We start from the raw sequence: 16,367 nt of genomic DNA on the forward strand, positions 1-16,367 counted from the left end.
CTATGCAGATTTTCAATAACGGCAAATACAAAAGTCTTCACGCAGCAGAACAAGGCGAATTAGCGACAATCCGCCAAACCGTACTTTCGGATAAGGATTTCTATCCGACCTACCATTTAGCGCCACAAACCGGTTTATTTAACGATCCGAACGGCTTAATTTTTGACGGTGAGAAATATCATATCTTCGCACAATGGTTCCCTTATGATGCCATGCATGGAATGAAACACTGGGAACATTTTATTACCCGTGATTTGCAAACTTTTGAAAAATCCGACCGCTTGATCCCAGATGAAATGTTTGAATCACATGGTTGCTATTCAGGCGGTGCGATTATGTGGCAAGATAAAATCGTGGCGTTCTATACCGGTAATACTCGCCGTGCAAGCGATAATCAACGTGTTCCGCACCAAAACATTGCGATTTTTGATAAATCGGGCAAATTATTAGAAAAACGTTGCATTATCGACCAAGCACCAGCTGGCTATACCGAACACGTTCGTGATCCTAAACCGTTTGTGACTGCAGAGGGTAAAATTCGCTTTGTACTTGGCGCACAGCGTGAGAACCTAACCGGAACTTGCTTAGTGTATGAGATGGACGATCTCGATAGCACACCTCGTTTAATTTCCGAATTAGCGGTCAAAGACTTTGATAACAGCAATGTGTTTATGTGGGAATGTCCGGATCTGTTCCAACTTAGCGGTAAAGATGTGTTTGTTTGGTCTCCACAAGGCAAATTACGTGAAGCGCATCAGTTCCAAAATAATTATCACGCCACCTATGCGCTAGGTAAATTAGACGGCAATAATTTAACTGCCGAACATATCGAAGAACTGGATTACGGTTTTGATTTCTATGCGCCGCAATCGGTACAGAATTCTGATCGTATTATGTTTGGCTGGATCGGCCTACCGGATTTAACCTACCCGACCGATAAATATAAATGGCATTCAACCTTAAGTCTGCCACGTCAAATAAAGGTAGAAAACGGTAAAATTCAGCAAACACCAATCGTTAAATTAGCCACAAAACAAGCGGTCGAAATTGAGCAAAAAATTGCAATCGACAATCTTGATACCGCCTATTTGCAAATTTCTGTCGAAAATCAACCGCTTGCATTAGACTTCTTTAGCAATGAAAAAGGGCAAACTTTGAGCCTACGCTATGAAAACGGTTTATTAACGCTAGATCGCAGTGCAACAGAGCAAACGGATCTTATGGAAAAATTCGGTAGCCAACGCCATTGTGAAGTGGAGAAACTCAATAACTTAGAGATTTTCTTTGACCGTTCTGTAGTAGAAATTTTCATCAATGGCGGAGAAAAAGTGATGACATCACGATTCTTTATTGCAAATCGAATCAATCTGTTAGAAACTTCTCGTCCGTTAACCGTACAAATTGCCCAAGTACAGGCAATTCAAATCCAAAATTAATCACAATAAGGCACAAGTAAAAAACTTGTGCCGTTTTACTTCCATACGAAAATCATTTTTGAGGAAAAAACCGTGGAATCAAAACCTAAAAAACGTCTAACGCTCAATGATATTGCCGCACTCAGCGGTGTATCGAAAACGACCGCGAGTATAGTTCTTAATGGTAAAAGTGATGATTTTCGTATTAAACCGGAAACCCGCCAAAAAGTACAAGCGATCGCTGAACAATACGGTTATCGCGCCAATGTTTATGCGAAAGCATTACAGGCGCAACGCTCTAACGTTATTGGTTTGGTAATTCCGGATCTCACCAATTACGGCTTTGCCTCCACTGCTCGTAATCTTGAGAAGCTATGCCGAGACAACGGTTTACAGTTAGTAATTGCCTGTTCCGATGATAATCCGCAACAAGAAAAACTGGTAATTGAACGTTTATTGGATCGTCAGGTTGATTTGCTGATTACCGCTCCGACTCATCAAGATCCGAATTATTATCAAAAGATCATTCGACACACTCCGGTGCTACATATCGACCGCCATATTCCGAACTTGGAGCTGAATTACATTATCAGCGATGACACGCCAAGTGTCGCGAAGTTGGTGGAAAATATCGTACGTGCTTATCAACCGAAAGAGTTTTTCTATTTAGGCGGACAACTTTCGCTTTCACCAAGTGCCTCTCGCTTAGAAGGCTTTTATGAAGGCTTGGAGCAATCGCATTTAGCGGTACAAAGTAGCTGGATTTTACATAAGGACTACCAACCGGAATCCGGCTATCAAATGTTTGCCGAAATTGTTAAACGTTTAGGGCGTTTGCCCGAAGCGGTATTTACCGCCTCTTACACGATTTTGGAAGGGGTATTACGTTACTTAACCGAACATAAACAAATGGCGAAATTGATGAATCAAGAGCTACATTTAGCCACTTTTGATGATCACCATTTATTAGATGCTTTACCGTTTCATATTCATTCGATTGCACAAGATCACGAGCAAATTGCACTGAAAACATTCCAGCTTATGCGAGAAAAGCTACAACGCAAAGCGATTAGCAATGCCAAAGTTGATTGTGAAATTATTTGGCGACACTAAAACAAATATAGTTACTTTTAAAAGGATATCCTATGGCACATTTTTATGAATATTTAGAATTTAGCAGTGACGAAGACCGTGAAAATCAACTGGAGGTTTATGTTGACGTCAAACTTGAAGCGGAAACCGAAGAAAAGCTTAAAGCACTCGGCGTACAAGGCGATTGGCTAGTAATGGCAGAGCCTTATTGCCCGGATTGTGTCGAAATCGTGGCTTACTTCCAACGTATGACGAAGCTCAACCCGAATATCAAAGTGAAATATGTTTCACGTAAAGATAACAAAGAGCGTAAGCATTTTGACAGTGATGAGCAACAACAAGCGGTTATTTCTGCACAAAAAATCCCAAGTATCTTTGATATTCGTAACGGCAAAACTGAATTAGTTTTATGTGAGTTCCCGCAATTCTTAAAACAGAAAATAGAAGCGGCGCCGGAAAAATTTGACGAACTAAAAGCCGATTTCCGTATGGGAAAATTCGGTAAACAAGTTGAAGCGGAATTATTAGCGATTCTAACAAAGAATGCATAAGCTATTTTGATAAACCCACCTTACAAGCACTACCAAGCCCTAATAGGTGGGTTTTCTATATAAGACGCTTATATAAAACAAATAATAATACGCATAAAACTTCGGAATGCACTTTTTGCTTAAAGAAAGAGAAATTTTAGATATAAAAAAAGCACCTCGTGGTGCTATCTTATTTTGACTTGATAAAATGGAGCGGGAAACGAGGCTCGAACTCGCGACCCCGACCTTGGCAAGGTCGTGCTCTACCAACTGAGCTATTCCCGCGTCGAAATTATTTTAATTTAAAATAATTTGGAAGTTTATTATCGAATGGTGCCCGAGGCCAGACTTGAACTGGCACGCCCCGAAAGGCGAGGGATTTTAAATCCCTTGCGTCTACCGATTCCGCCACTCGGGCTTCGATAATTAATTTTATTTTAAGCTTTAAAATGGTGCCCGAGGCCAGACTTGAACTGGCACGCCCCGAAAGGCGAGGGATTTTAAATCCCTTGCGTCTACCGATTCCGCCACTCGGGCACAACCGTTTTAAATCTTAAAATGGAGCGGGAAACGAGGCTCGAACTCGCGACCCCGACCTTGGCAAGGTCGTGCTCTACCAACTGAGCTATTCCCGCATAATTTAAATTTTGTCATTCTAAAATGGTGCCCGAGGCCAGACTTGAACTGGCACGCCCCGAAAGGCGAGGGATTTTAAATCCCTTGCGTCTACCGATTCCGCCACTCGGGCTCACCTTAAAATGGAGCGGGAAACGAGGCTCGAACTCGCGACCCCGACCTTGGCAAGGTCGTGCTCTACCAACTGAGCTATTCCCGCAATAAAAACGCTACGTTATTGCGTAGCGATTTATGTGCGGTATTTTAGGGATTTTTGAAAAGTTGTCAAACACAAATTTCAAAAAAAGTTTCATTAGGCGAAAATTCAATCCATTTGACGATTTTTTGCTAGAAATTAATAAAATTACACCGCTTGTCATTAATAACTTAAATTAATTTTTCAATTAGCGCTGAAACAAATTCCAATCGCTCCGCATTACTTGTAAGTGGTAAATTAAAGCGGAATTTTTGCGCCCCTTCGAATTTATAGACATTTTTGTCCGACTGAATCAGTTGTAGGAACTTCATCGGGTCAGGTTGAGCGGTCGATTTAAATTCCAAATAGCCGCCGTTAATCCCCGCATCAACTTTCTTCAAGCCGAGCGAGGTTGCCACATGACGAAGCTGAGTGATTTGGAATAGATTCTTAGTTGCTTCCGGCAATAATCCGAAACGGTCGATAAGTTCTACTTTCAAATCTTTCAATGCTTCAACACTTTCTGCCGAGGCGATCCGTTTATAGAACGATAAACGCATATTCACATCCGGTACATAATCGTCCGGTAACAGTGCCGGTATACGCAACTCGATTTCTACCTGATTTTGGGTGATTTCTTCTAAAGTCGGTTCACGCCCTTCTTGTAAGGCTTTTACCGCATTTTCAAGCAGATCCATATAGAGTGAGAAACCGATACTTTCAATCTGTCCGCTTTGTTCCGAACCGAGCAATTCGCCCGCCCCACGAATTTCTAAATCGTGAGTCGCTAACACAAATCCGGCACCGAGATTATCAATCGAACTGAGTGCTTCTAAACGCTGTTGTGCATCTTTGGTTAATGTTTTCGGCGGTGGTGTCAGCAAATAGGCATAAGCTTGATGATGAGAACGTCCAACACGTCCACGCAACTGGTGTAACTGTGCCAAACCAAATTTATCCGCACGCTCAATAATAATCGTGTTAGCGGTCGGCACATCAATTCCCGTTTCAATAATGGTGGAACAGACCAATAGATTAAAACGCTGATGATAGAAATCACTCATCACACGTTCCAATTCACGTTCACGCATTTGCCCGTGTCCAATCACAATCCGAGCTTCCGGTACTAATTCCGCCAGCTTAGTCGCACAGTTTTCGATTGTCGCCACGTCATTGTGCAGGTAATACACTTGCCCACCACGCAGAATTTCACGCAAAATTGCTTCTTTCACGACTAAATCATCGTGTTGACGAACAAAAGTTTTGATCGTCAATCGGCGTGCCGGCGGACTAGCGATAATAGACAGATCTCGCATACCGTTTAATGCCATATTCAGCGTACGAGGAATCGGTGTTGCGGTGAGCGTAAGAATATCGACATTAGCTCGCAATTGTTTGATCTTCTCTTTCTGACGTACACCGAAGCGGTGTTCTTCGTCAATAATAAGTAAACCGAGATCACGGAATTGCACGTCTTCTTGTAGCAGTTTGTGCGTGCCGACCAGAATATCCACTTTGCCTTCTGCCACTTTTTCTAAAATCGCCTTTTGTTCTTTAGCGGTTTTAAAGCGAGAAAGCACTTCGACATTAATCGGATAGTTGGCAAAACGATCTTTGAAATTCTCGAAATGTTGTTGTGCTAAAAGCGTAGTCGGTACAAGTACCGCAACCTGTTTATGATTTTCCACCGCTAAGAAAGTGGCACGCATTGCGACTTCGGTTTTACCGAAACCGACATCGCCACAGACAAGGCGATCCATTGCTTTTGGCAAGCACATATCGCTGATAACCGCATTGATTGCGGTTTTCTGATCTTCAGTTTCCTCAAATGGGAATGTGTGGCTAAACTGCATAAAACTGTCACGATCGTAGGCAAACGCAAAGCCTTTTTGCGATTCTCGTTTCGCATACACATCGAGTAATTCCGCCGCTACATCTCGGATTTTCTCTGCCGCTTTTTGGCGTGTCTTCGCCCACGCTTCCGAACCGAGTTTATGCAGCGGAGCGGTTTCATCCGCTCCACCGATATAACGGGAAATCAGATGTAATGAAGCCACTGGGACATAGAGTTTTGCCTCGTTCGCATAGAGTAAGACAAGGTATTCTGCTTTAATGCCGCCGGCATCCAGCACAGTTAACCCTGCATAACGTCCGACACCGTTTTCTAAATGCACTACGGCTTGTCCAATTTTGAGTTCTGCAAGGTTACGAATGAGCGTATCCGGGTTGACTGTTTTGCGATTTTTCTCCGAACGTTTTGTTTGAACTTTTTCGCCCAAGAAATCCGTTTCGCAAATAATTGCTAAATTTTGACCGCTTGCATTTTCAATGATAAAGCCTTGATCAAGCGGTGAAACCATCAATGAAATTTGCGAATCAATTTCCGCTAACGATTTAACCTGTTTCGGTTTGATTTTTAGCGGTGAAAGTAATTCAAGCAAGGTTTCTCGGCGACCTTCACTTTCTACTGAAAATAAAAGCTGCCCATCGAATTTACTACGGAATTTATTGAACGCATCAAACGGATCTTTTAACTGCGAATTAATCGCTAATTCCGGCAATTTTTCAATATTCGCATTTTGTTTAGCAGCCGATTTTCTGACTTTCTCCGCACTTAGCGTCAAACGTGGATAAGCTTTTAAGCCACGATTGACTTCATCAACCGAGAACCATAATTTGTCCGGCGGTAATAATGGACGCATCGGATCAACGCGGCGACTTTCATAGCGTTGAGTGGTATCTTTATGGAATTGCTCCGCCTTTTCTGCAATACCGTCAAAGGTAATAAATAAGGTATTTTCCGCTAAATAATCAAATAGGCTCGCCATTTCTTCAAAAAACAGTGGTTGCCAATATTCGATCCCTGCGTTCAAAATACCTTTACTGACTTGCTGATAAATATGCTCCGGCTCACGACGAATCTCACCGAATTGTTCACGGAATTTAGTTCTAAAATGCTCGATCCCGTTGCTATCAGTCGGGAACTCATGTGCCGGTAATAAATTAATTTCGTTGATCTCGGCTATTGTGCGTTGACTGTCCACATCAAAGGTGCGGATTGAGTCAATTTCATCATCAAAAAAATCCAAACGGAACGGACTTTCCGCTCCCATCGGGTAAAGATCGAGTAACGCCCCTCTTACAGCATATTCGCCGTATTCCAACACTTGTTCCACTGCACGATAACCGGCATTTTCAAGCTGTAAACGTAATGATTGGATTGAAAAGCGGTCACCTTTCTTTATCAGTAACACATTGTTGGCGAGATAACTCGGCGGACAAACTTTCTGTAAAAGCGTGTTGATTGGCAATAGAAAAATCTGTTTATTGCCTTGCTGCAAATGGAATAATGCTGAAAGACGGGCAGAAATAATATCTTGATGCGGTGAAAAACTATCGTAAGGTAGCGTTTCCCAATCGGGAAAGACCGAAACCGGTAATTTGCTGAATTGCTTTAAGGCTTTTTCAAGACGTAATGCGGTGCGGGTATCCGGCGTTACTACCACGCTTAAACCATTAAACTGCGCAGCAGCTTCCGCAATGGCTAAAGTATCTGAATGCCCAACTAAATTACCGAGCGTTTGATGATCTTGGAATTTGCCCCCTTCTTGCTGAGCAATTAAAGGTAGATTAAACTGAATAAATGACATAAGCGGTCGATTTTGTTAAAAAATTTGCAAATATTGTAGCCCAAAGCCCTACTTTTACAAAACCGATTAAATAAATAAAAGGGGACTATAACAGCCCCCTTTATTAATGATGTATATTAAATTAAGCGTAGAAATTTACTTGCTCTTGTTGTAATGGCGTGTATGAAACACAAATATCACAAGAACCATTAGCGTTATAAACTACATCAACTGTTGCGCTACCATCTTTGAAATCAAATTGTTCAATTGAATTCGCACCATCATTGAGGTAGTTAACCACTTCGATATAGTTACCTTCATCTGTAGTATCTGTAATAAATAAATTGCTACCTTTAAGGCTGAAGGTTACTTCATCTGCATTTAAATCCGTGAATCTGATCAAATCAAAATCACTTTTCGCACCTTTGTCTGCAACCACATCGTGGCCGAAATCCCCGCTGAAGATATAAGTATCGCTACCTACACCACCAGAAAGGTAATCTCCAGCACCAAGACCGCCAACTAAGATATCGTGACCTTCGCCACCGAATAAATTATCGTGGCCGCCGAAACCATATAACGTATCGTTACCCGCGCCGCCATCGATCATATCTTTAGCTTCTGTACCACAAAGTACGTTATCACATTCATCACCAAAAATTTGGTTATCTGCTTCCCAAGGTGGTGTTGGAGCATCATCTTCCGGACAACCACAAGTTGGATCTTGTGGAACTGGCTCTTGAGGAACTGGCTCTTGCGGAACTGGCTCTTGTGGAACCGGCTCTTGCGGAACTGGCTCTTGTGGAACCGGCTCTTGTGGAACCGGCTCTTGCGGAACTGGCTCTTGTGGAACTGGCTCTTGTGGAACTGGCTCTTGTGGAACTGGCTCTTGTGGAATTGGTTGTTGCGGATCAATTGGACGTTGAGGGTCAATTGGTTTTTGACCAAAATCAGGTTCATCGAATTGAATTGGTTTTTGACCGAAATCCGGTTTTTGAACATCTATTGGTTTTTGCTCAAGCGTAGGCTGTTGACCAAAGGACGGTTTAAAAATAAATCTTCCATAAGATTGGAAAAAAGAATTAATAAATCCGCGAACACTAATGCTATGTGTGATTCGTGCTACATACATATAAATTTCTCCTAGTATAAATTAACTAATGCAAATTTAATTAATTTGCAGTGGAATTATATACTAGACTTTATGATATATTTTTTACTCACGGTAAATTTATATAAAAATAAATTTACAAAATAAAGAAAATAATTTAAATCAAATTCAATATGAATAAAATTTGAAATAAAAAAATAAAATGATTATTCAAAAACAAACCAATACAAATTTAATTAATATTAACATATTAATGTAATGAATTTTTATAATAAAAAGGAATTGCTGTAGGGAAATACATTCTCTGCCGTTAAAGCTAATACTAACAAGCTGTTAATAATATTGTGTCTGTCTTCGCCATATTTTCTAAATCCAATAGTAACTTCATATATAACTAAACATGCTATGAAAAATACTACACCTTACTGACCAGCTAAACCATTAATGATGTCGTATTTATTATGTTTTCACCCCAATTTTTATAAATTAAAACAAGGATATTCAAGAAACAACCTTAAATATCTATCCACTTAGAAGTATATAAAGTAAAGATTATACCATTTTCAACTTAGGAAAATTCATAGATGTAATCATTCTTTTTCATAAAAATATTAGTAAATAGTTCAATATAATAATGAGAAATGCTTAATTTTTTATTACTACTTTATCTATTTCACTTGAACCGTTCAGTAAAATCCATCACATTCTCTTTTTAGAAGAAAAAATATATGAAACCTAAATGAAGATAAGCGGTGAGATTCTTTGGAAAAATTGCAAGCTTTTAGTAAAATGCATCTGCATCTCTTCGGTGAGTATTCTCTTGCCAAATAAACTAAGGAAAACATCATGCAACCTAAAGCAAAATATAGAAAAGACTATCGAGCACCAGACTTTACAATTACAGACATCTCTCTTGATTTTCAACTTGATCCGGACAGAACCTTTGTTACCTCAACTTTATCCGTAGAACGTAAAACAGCAGGAGCTACACATCTACGTTTAGATGGACATAGTTTTGACTTCCTTTCCCTAAAACTTAATGGCGATTCTTATTCTAATTTTGAGAAAGATGATGAGTCTTTAACTGTTGACGTTAGCCATATCACTGAGGATAAATTTAAATTACAAATTGAAACCGGCTTAAATCCTGTACAAAACACTTCTCTGCAAGGCTTATACCAATCCGGTGACGGTATCTGTACCCAATGTGAAGCAGAAGGCTTCCGTCAAATTACTTATATGTTGGATCGTCCGGACGTACTTGCAAAATATCGTACAAAAATTACCGCTTCTAAAGCGAAATATCCGTTCTTACTTTCGAATGGTAATCGCATTGCACAAGGTGATTTAGATGATGGTCGTCATTGGGTCGAATGGGAAGATCCGTTCTTTAAACCAAGCTATTTATTCGCTTTGGTTGCCGGTGATTTTGATCTGTTACAAGATAAATTCATCACAAAAAGTGGTCGAGAAGTTTCATTAGAGATCTATGTTGATCGTGGCAATTTAGATCGTGCCGGTTGGGCGATGGAAAGTTTAAAACGTTCAATGAAATGGGATGAAGAACGTTTCGGCTTAGAATACGATTTAGATATCTATATGATCGTAGCGGTTGATTTCTTTAATATGGGTGCAATGGAAAACAAAGGCTTAAATGTTTTCAACTCTAAATTCGTCTTAGCAAAACCGGAAACGGCAACCGATACCGACTATTTAGATATTGAAAGCGTGATTGCACACGAATATTTCCATAACTGGACCGGTAACCGCATTACTTGCCGAGATTGGTTCCAATTAAGCCTTAAAGAAGGCTTAACTGTTTTCCGTGATCAAGAATTTACATCAGATTTATGGTCACGCCCGGCAAAGCGTATTGAAGACGTACGCTTATTACGTGCAGTGCAATTTGCCGAAGATGCCAGCCCGATGGCACACCCTATTCGCCCGGAAAAAGTGATTGAAATGAATAACTTCTATACGGTTACCGTATATGAAAAAGGCGCAGAAGTGATTCGTATGATTCACACCTTATTGGGTGAAGAAAAATTCCAAAAAGGAATGCAACTGTATGTCGCGGAAAATGACGGCTCTGCTGCAACTTGCGAGGATTTCGTATCAGCAATGGAACGTGCTTCAGGCGTAGATTTAACCCAATTCCGTCGTTGGTATAGCCAATCCGGTACGCCTGAGCTTAGCGTGAGTGATGAATATGATGAAATGCATCATATCTACCGTTTACATGTGTCACAGCATACGCCGGCAACTGCGGATCAATTAGAAAAAGTAAACTTGCATATTCCGCTAAAAATCGAGTTATATAGCGAACAAAATGGTGAACCTATCGAACTACAATTCGAAGGTACGACCCAACATAACGTATTAAACGTATTACAAGAGCACCAAATGTTTGAATTTCATAACGTAATGTATAAACCTGTTCCGGCATTACTATGTGATTTCTCCGCACCGGTACGTTTAGATTATAGTTATACCAATGAACAATTAATTACATTACTTAAATTCGCACAAAATGATTTTGTACGTTGGGATGCGGCGCAAACCTTATTCAATAATGAGCTTCGTACCAATCTGTCTCGCCATCAATCCGGTGAAGCATTAGCGTTCTCTGCCGATTTAACTGAAGCACTTATCTATGTGCTTGATAATGCGGATAAAAATGCAGAGCTAACCGCATTGATGCTGACATTACCGAAAGAAACCGAGTTTGCCGAATTATTCAAGGTAATCGATCCAAACGGTATCGCTATCGTACGAGAATTTATGCTAAGAACGATTGCAGAAATATTACGTGATCGTTTACATGAAATTTATATTCGCCATAAATGCGGTGCTTACCAAGTTGTAGCGGAGGATATGTCTAAACGCGCATTACGTAACGTATGTCTATCTTACTTAGCCTTTACGGATTTAGGCAACTCGCTTACTTATAATCACTATAAACAGGCGGATAATATGACTGATACCCTCGCTGCACTTTCGGCGGCAACGAAGGCACAATTACCGTGTAGAGACCAATTATTGGCTGATTTCGAAGAGAAATGGCACCACGATGGCTTAGTGATGGATAAGTGGTTTATGCTCCAAGCAACACGCCCTGATGATAATGTACTTGAAATCGTACAAGGTCTATTAAATCACCGTAGTTTTAACTTCAATAACCCGAATAGACTGCGTTCTTTGGTCGGAGCATTTTGTGGTCAGACCCCGAAAGCATTCCATGCAATTGATGGTTCCGGCTACCGTTTCCTCGTAGATATTTTAATTAAATTAAATGAAACAAACCCACAAGTTGCCGCTCGTCTCATTGAGCCGTTAATCAAATTATCACGTTATGACAATCAGCGCCAAACCCTGATGAGACGTGGTTTAGAGCGTCTAAAAGGGTTAGATAATTTAGCGCGAGATCTTTTTGAGAAAATAGAAAAAGCATTGCATTAGTATTATTTGTTTCAATCTATGCAATTAGATTGTAATTTATAATAGGTATTGTTGTATTCTTATTATTTACTAAAAAGAAAGGTTATATTTGTTATAAGGGTATTTTCAAATTCTTTTTTTGGGATATAATGGCTGGGCTTTAAAAAAATGAACACGCGTTCATAAGTGTTCGAAGCTTGAGTTAAATGATGTAGGATGCGGAACTTAGTTCAAGTATTTTTAAAGTAACCTTACATACATACAATACTTCTAATAAAAGCTTAATTCGACAGAGTTAAGCTTTTTCATTTGTAGGAATAACAATAAAAAAACGGTCAGATTCTTTCGCTAGCAAAGCATTTGCTAAACATCGAAAAAATCCGACCGCTTGTAATCCTACTATTTACTTACCTACTTTTAACTTATTCCATATCCTTTCTTCTTGACCTCGCCATAAACGCTGAATATTGTCGTGGTGACGATAGACTAACAAACAGCAAACTAATGCAACGGGAAAAGTAAATTCAGGTCTAAACCACCAAATATAAAACGGGACAACTAACGCCGTTACGACTGCACTTAATGAAGAAAAACCAAATAGTAAAAAAACAATTAACCAACTACATAAAGCAGCACCGGCAACCAACGTACTAATCGGTAACAATGCACCAAATGCAGTTGCTACACCTTTTCCCCCTCGAAACTGAAAGAATACGGGGAAGATATGCCCTAAGCAAGCCGCTAAGGCTACAAAGCCGATTTCTGAGGGTTCAAATCCCAGACGGAAAGCACATAGTACCGGTAAACCTCCTTTTAAAATATCAAACAGCAAAACCCCTAATGCGGAAATTCTTCCACCGATACGTAACACATTCGTTGCACCGGGATTATGAGACCCACACTCACGGGGATCCGGTAGTCCCGCTAAACGGCAGAAAATAATGGCGCTAGAAATAGAACCCAATATATAGGCTAAAACAATCAATAAATAAGCGGTGATACTCATAATTTTTCCTTTAATTTCTAGGGGCTACTTCGCTTGTATGCTATATTTTTACAAATGTTATCATAAACAAATAAGGAAAACTAAAATGGCTGATAAAGTTTTTATTCACGAGCTTACTGCTTTCGCCTCAATCGGCGCTTATGATTGGGAACATACTATTAAACAACGTTTAGTCTTTAATATTGAAATGGAATGGGATTTCACCCAAGCAGCTCAAACAGACGATGTGCAGTATTGTTTAAATTATGCGGAAGTTTCGGAAAAAATATTGCAATTTGTAGAATCCAAGCCCTTCAAATTAGTCGAAACCGTTGCACATCAAATTGCGGATCTTTTACAACAAACTTATGGTATTCAAGCGCTTAGAATCGAATTGCATAAACCTAAGGCGGTTGCACAAGCTAGTAGCGTAGGCGTAATCATAGAACGAGGTCGTAATGCAAACTAGCACTCATAACCCTCTTTATTTGTAGCATTTTGTTGTTAAATGAAGCAATCTGCCCATTTCATATCATTAGTGCGATCTTGATCACAGTCAGTATGCTTATTTACAGGTATAATAACTCCCCGTCAAACAAAGGAGAATAGGATGGCTACTTTATTTGCACTCCAAGAGCGACTTGAAAAAACGGTCTTGGAACAAAACAACCCGATTACAGCAGCAATTGCAGATCAATTAAAAGCTCAACAATATAAAGCAAGTTTTTCAGGCGCTCAAATTCAACAATGGTGCCAACAATTTGAGCTTTCTCCCATTGAATTAGCATTACATTGCTTACCTCTTGCCGCTTGTTATGCGCTTGTACCCGTGTCTAAATTTTATGTCGGTGCAATTGCTATTGGTGAATCAGGTAATTTTTACTTTGGTGCAAATCAAGAGTTTTCATCAACCTCAATGCAGCAAACTGTACATGCTGAACAAAGCGCAGTATCACATGCATGGCTAGCGGGTGAAAAATCTATTCGCGATATGGTAGTAAACTACACACCTTGTGGTCACTGCCGTCAATTTATGAATGAATTAAATTCGGCTAAAACGCTAAAAATTCATTTACCTCACAGCCAAAATAATTTATTGCAAAACTATCTACCGGATTCGTTCGGACCGAAAGATTTGAATATTGAACAGGTTCTTTTCGATACTCAGCACCATACGTTTGAACTCACTGGTGATCCGCTCTCTCAAGCTGCAATTGTTGCTGCACAGCAATCTTATGCACCGTATAGTCACGCAATGAGTGGTATTGCCCTACAAGTAGGTGAACAAGTTATTACCGGTCGTTATGCTGAAAATGCCGCATTTAACCCAAGCTTCCTGCCTTTACAAAGTGCATTAAACTACCGCCGCTTAAACGGTTTATTAGATAAACTTGTTACACGTATCGTAATGGCAGAAAAACAAGCTATCCTCAGTCATAGACGAATGACCGAAGAATTATCCCAAACGCTACTTCGTTTAGATGTCGAATATATTGAACTGTAACCCAATGAGCAATAATAAAAAAGTGATGAGTATCCAACTACTCATCACTTTTTTATCATTAGCCTATCAAATTATGCTCTGATAATTGCATAACTGTTCCTACTACTTCTTATCTCATTTTTTACGTAGCTGATTACGGTAGAATAATTTATGTCCGACAGCGGAAAGCATTGCACCGGAAACCACTGTAATCGCCCCAATATAACTTAACCCATTAAGATCCGGTGCCTCAAATAATTCGGGTAAAATAGCATGGCTTAATGCGGTAAGCATAATGGTAAGGATCGGAATTTGCGTCATCATTAAACTTACCTTAGAAACTTCCCAGCGATTTAGTGCTTCAGCATAACAACCGTAAGCAATAACGGTGTTAATGCCACAGAATCCTAACCAGCCCCAAGTAGCTAAATCTAATTTAGCTAATTCTCCCATATGTGCAAAAGGCGTAAAGACTAAGGTACAACCGAAATAAATCAGTAACAGAATTTGTTGCGAGCTAAAATGCGCTAACATGATTTTTTGCGACAAACTATAACCAATCCAAATCAAACTTGCACAAATACCAAGTAATACACCGTATGCATAACTATTCATTGCGATTAAGTCCGCAAAACGGTTATTAAAAAACATCACTAAGCCGTTAACCACCAACACAAAACCAATTTTTTGATGGATACCAATCGTTTCTTTAAACAACACAACCCCCAATGCAATCATCACAAAAGAAGAAAGCGGACTAAGGACTTGGCTGGTCGCAGCCGGAATATAATTTAAGGCGAGATTAAATAGGAAGAAGTTGCAAGACAATCCAATGACTCCAATTAACCATAGCCTGTGATATTGGCGAAAGAAAGCTGTTAAATTTGGTAATTTTTTTGCAAAGGCAAGCATGGCAAAAACACCAAGCGTTGCGACTAAGAATCTAAACCAAACAATTGTTTGAGAATCGAGTGATTTTAGTACCTGTTTAATCGCAAGCGGTAGCATGCCCCACATCAGAATGGCTATCAAAGAAAATAAAAAGCCAAGCAAGGGTTGTTGTTTCATGAATTTTTTATGAGGTTGGAAAAAAGGTAAGAAAAAACCCCACATTCGTGGGGTTTTATTTCAAATCTATATTGAAATGAATTACTCAGCAACGATGCTTACGTATTTGCGATTTTTCTCGCCTTTCACTTCAAATTTAACTTTACCGTCAGCAGTTGCGAATAAAGTGTGGTCTTTACCCATACCAACATTGCTACCAGCGTGGAATTTAGTACCACGTTGACGAACGATGATGCTACCTGCTAATACAGATTCGCCACCAAAACGTTTAACACCAAGGCGTTTAGCTTCAGAATCACGACCGTTACGAGTTGAACCACCAGCTTTTTTAGTTGCCATCTACTTGATCTCCTCTGAAATTATGCTTGAATCCCAGTGATTTTCACTTCTGTGAACCACTGACGATGACCTTGTTGTTTACGGCTGTGTTTACGACGACGGAACTTAACGATTTTAACTTTATCGCCACGACCTTGTGCTACAACTTCAGCCACTACTTTTGCGCCAGCAACTACTGGTGCACCAATTTTAACATCTTCACCGTTAACGACCATTAACACTGAGTCAAATTCAACTTTCTCACCAGTTGCAATTTCAAGTTTCTCTAAACGAACTACTTGACCTTCGCTTACTCGGTGTTGTTTGCCGCCACTTTGGAAAACTGCGTACATATTTACTCCGCTAATTTGTGCCAATCGCTTCTGCTTAGGCACTCTTAAATTCATATAAAATAGGTGGTCAATTCTACGCAAAAACTATGCAAAGAGCAAGAACGATTTTCAGAAAAATTGAAAAATTTCTGCGT

The 16,367-nt window shown here is 39.8% G+C and carries 12 protein-coding genes and 6 tRNA genes; 6 read left to right on the forward strand and 12 right to left on the reverse strand.

The window, feature by feature from the left end:
- The first annotated feature begins 2 nt into the window (after positions 1 to 2).
- From EL121_RS03675 to EL121_RS03685, 3 genes are all read left to right on the forward strand, one after another.
- On the forward strand, positions 3 to 1,436 hold the full coding sequence (locus EL121_RS03675) for a glycoside hydrolase family 32 protein (RefSeq protein WP_039197803.1): 1,434 nt from the start codon (positions 3 to 5) through the stop codon (positions 1,434 to 1,436).
- A 72-nt stretch (positions 1,437 to 1,508) separates the two neighbouring features.
- Positions 1,509 to 2,528: a LacI family DNA-binding transcriptional regulator gene (locus EL121_RS03680; RefSeq protein ID WP_039197804.1), complete on the forward strand. Its 1,020-nt coding sequence runs from the start codon at positions 1,509 to 1,511 to the stop codon at positions 2,526 to 2,528.
- Positions 2,529 to 2,560: 32 nt separating this feature from the next.
- Positions 2,561 to 3,058 carry a thioredoxin family protein gene (locus EL121_RS03685; protein ID WP_039197805.1) on the forward strand — a complete coding sequence of 166 codons (498 nt, stop codon included), beginning with the start codon at positions 2,561 to 2,563 and terminating at the stop codon, positions 3,056 to 3,058.
- Between the two features lie 188 nt (positions 3,059 to 3,246).
- Here the strand turns inward: EL121_RS03685 and EL121_RS03690 are convergent.
- The 8 genes from EL121_RS03690 to EL121_RS11775 all read right to left on the reverse strand — a co-directional run bounded on the left by EL121_RS03690 (position 3,247) and on the right by EL121_RS11775 (position 8,609).
- Positions 3,247 to 3,322: transfer RNA gene (locus EL121_RS03690), tRNA-Gly, on the reverse strand.
- Positions 3,323 to 3,368: 46 nt separating this feature from the next.
- Positions 3,369 to 3,455, reverse strand: a tRNA-Leu gene (locus tag EL121_RS03695).
- A 32-nt stretch (positions 3,456 to 3,487) separates the two neighbouring features.
- Positions 3,488 to 3,574 (reverse strand) — tRNA-Leu (locus EL121_RS03700).
- A gap of 22 nt (positions 3,575 to 3,596) precedes the next feature.
- Positions 3,597 to 3,672, reverse strand: a tRNA-Gly gene (locus tag EL121_RS03705).
- Between the two features lie 26 nt (positions 3,673 to 3,698).
- A tRNA-Leu gene (locus EL121_RS03710) sits at positions 3,699 to 3,785 on the reverse strand.
- Positions 3,786 to 3,796: 11 nt separating this feature from the next.
- Positions 3,797 to 3,872: transfer RNA gene (locus tag EL121_RS03715), tRNA-Gly, on the reverse strand.
- 167 nt (positions 3,873 to 4,039) lie between these two features.
- Complete coding sequence (gene mfd, locus EL121_RS03720) at positions 4,040 to 7,498, reverse strand: transcription-repair coupling factor (RefSeq protein WP_039197806.1); 3,459 nt, start codon at positions 7,496 to 7,498, stop codon at positions 4,040 to 4,042.
- A gap of 121 nt (positions 7,499 to 7,619) precedes the next feature.
- A complete protein-coding gene (locus tag EL121_RS11775) occupies positions 7,620 to 8,609 on the reverse strand; it encodes a calcium-binding protein (protein WP_039197807.1) in 990 nt (329 codons plus the stop codon).
- A gap of 825 nt (positions 8,610 to 9,434) precedes the next feature.
- On the opposite strand from EL121_RS11775, the gene pepN reads away from it, so the two are divergent.
- Complete coding sequence (gene pepN / locus EL121_RS03735; RefSeq protein ID WP_039197808.1) at positions 9,435 to 12,047, forward strand: aminopeptidase N; 2,613 nt, start codon at positions 9,435 to 9,437, stop codon at positions 12,045 to 12,047.
- A 382-nt stretch (positions 12,048 to 12,429) separates the two neighbouring features.
- Here the strand turns inward: pepN and plsY are convergent, their stop codons facing one another.
- Positions 12,430 to 13,032 carry a glycerol-3-phosphate 1-O-acyltransferase PlsY gene (gene plsY / locus EL121_RS03740; protein WP_039197809.1) on the reverse strand — a complete coding sequence of 201 codons (603 nt, stop codon included), beginning with the start codon at positions 13,030 to 13,032 and terminating at the stop codon, positions 12,430 to 12,432.
- 85 nt (positions 13,033 to 13,117) lie between these two features.
- Between plsY and folB the strand changes: the two genes are divergently transcribed.
- Both folB and cdd read left to right on the forward strand, forming a co-directional pair.
- Entirely contained in the window at positions 13,118 to 13,480 is a 363-nt protein-coding gene (folB, locus tag EL121_RS03745; protein WP_039197810.1) for a dihydroneopterin aldolase, read from the forward strand.
- Positions 13,481 to 13,621: 141 nt separating this feature from the next.
- On the forward strand, positions 13,622 to 14,515 hold the full coding sequence (gene cdd / locus EL121_RS03755; RefSeq protein WP_039197811.1) for a cytidine deaminase: 894 nt from the start codon (positions 13,622 to 13,624) through the stop codon (positions 14,513 to 14,515).
- A gap of 114 nt (positions 14,516 to 14,629) precedes the next feature.
- Here cdd and EL121_RS03760 read toward each other — a convergent pair whose 3' ends face one another.
- The 3 genes from EL121_RS03760 to rplU are packed head-to-tail and all read right to left on the reverse strand — an operon-like array spanning position 14,630 to position 16,233.
- Positions 14,630 to 15,607 (reverse strand): DMT family transporter, encoded by a 978-nt coding sequence (locus EL121_RS03760; protein WP_197050926.1) that lies wholly within the window; start codon positions 15,605 to 15,607, stop codon positions 14,630 to 14,632.
- Between the two features lie 36 nt (positions 15,608 to 15,643).
- Positions 15,644 to 15,901 carry a 50S ribosomal protein L27 gene (gene rpmA / locus EL121_RS03765; RefSeq protein WP_005621788.1) on the reverse strand — a complete coding sequence of 86 codons (258 nt, stop codon included), beginning with the start codon at positions 15,899 to 15,901 and terminating at the stop codon, positions 15,644 to 15,646.
- Between the two features lie 20 nt (positions 15,902 to 15,921).
- A complete protein-coding gene (gene rplU / locus EL121_RS03770) occupies positions 15,922 to 16,233 on the reverse strand; it encodes a 50S ribosomal protein L21 (RefSeq protein WP_005618624.1) in 312 nt (103 codons plus the stop codon).
- Positions 16,234 to 16,367: the final 134 nt, after the last annotated feature.

Source organism: Actinobacillus equuli (genome assembly GCF_900636745.1).
GTDB lineage: Bacteria > Pseudomonadota > Gammaproteobacteria > Enterobacterales > Pasteurellaceae > Actinobacillus > Actinobacillus equuli.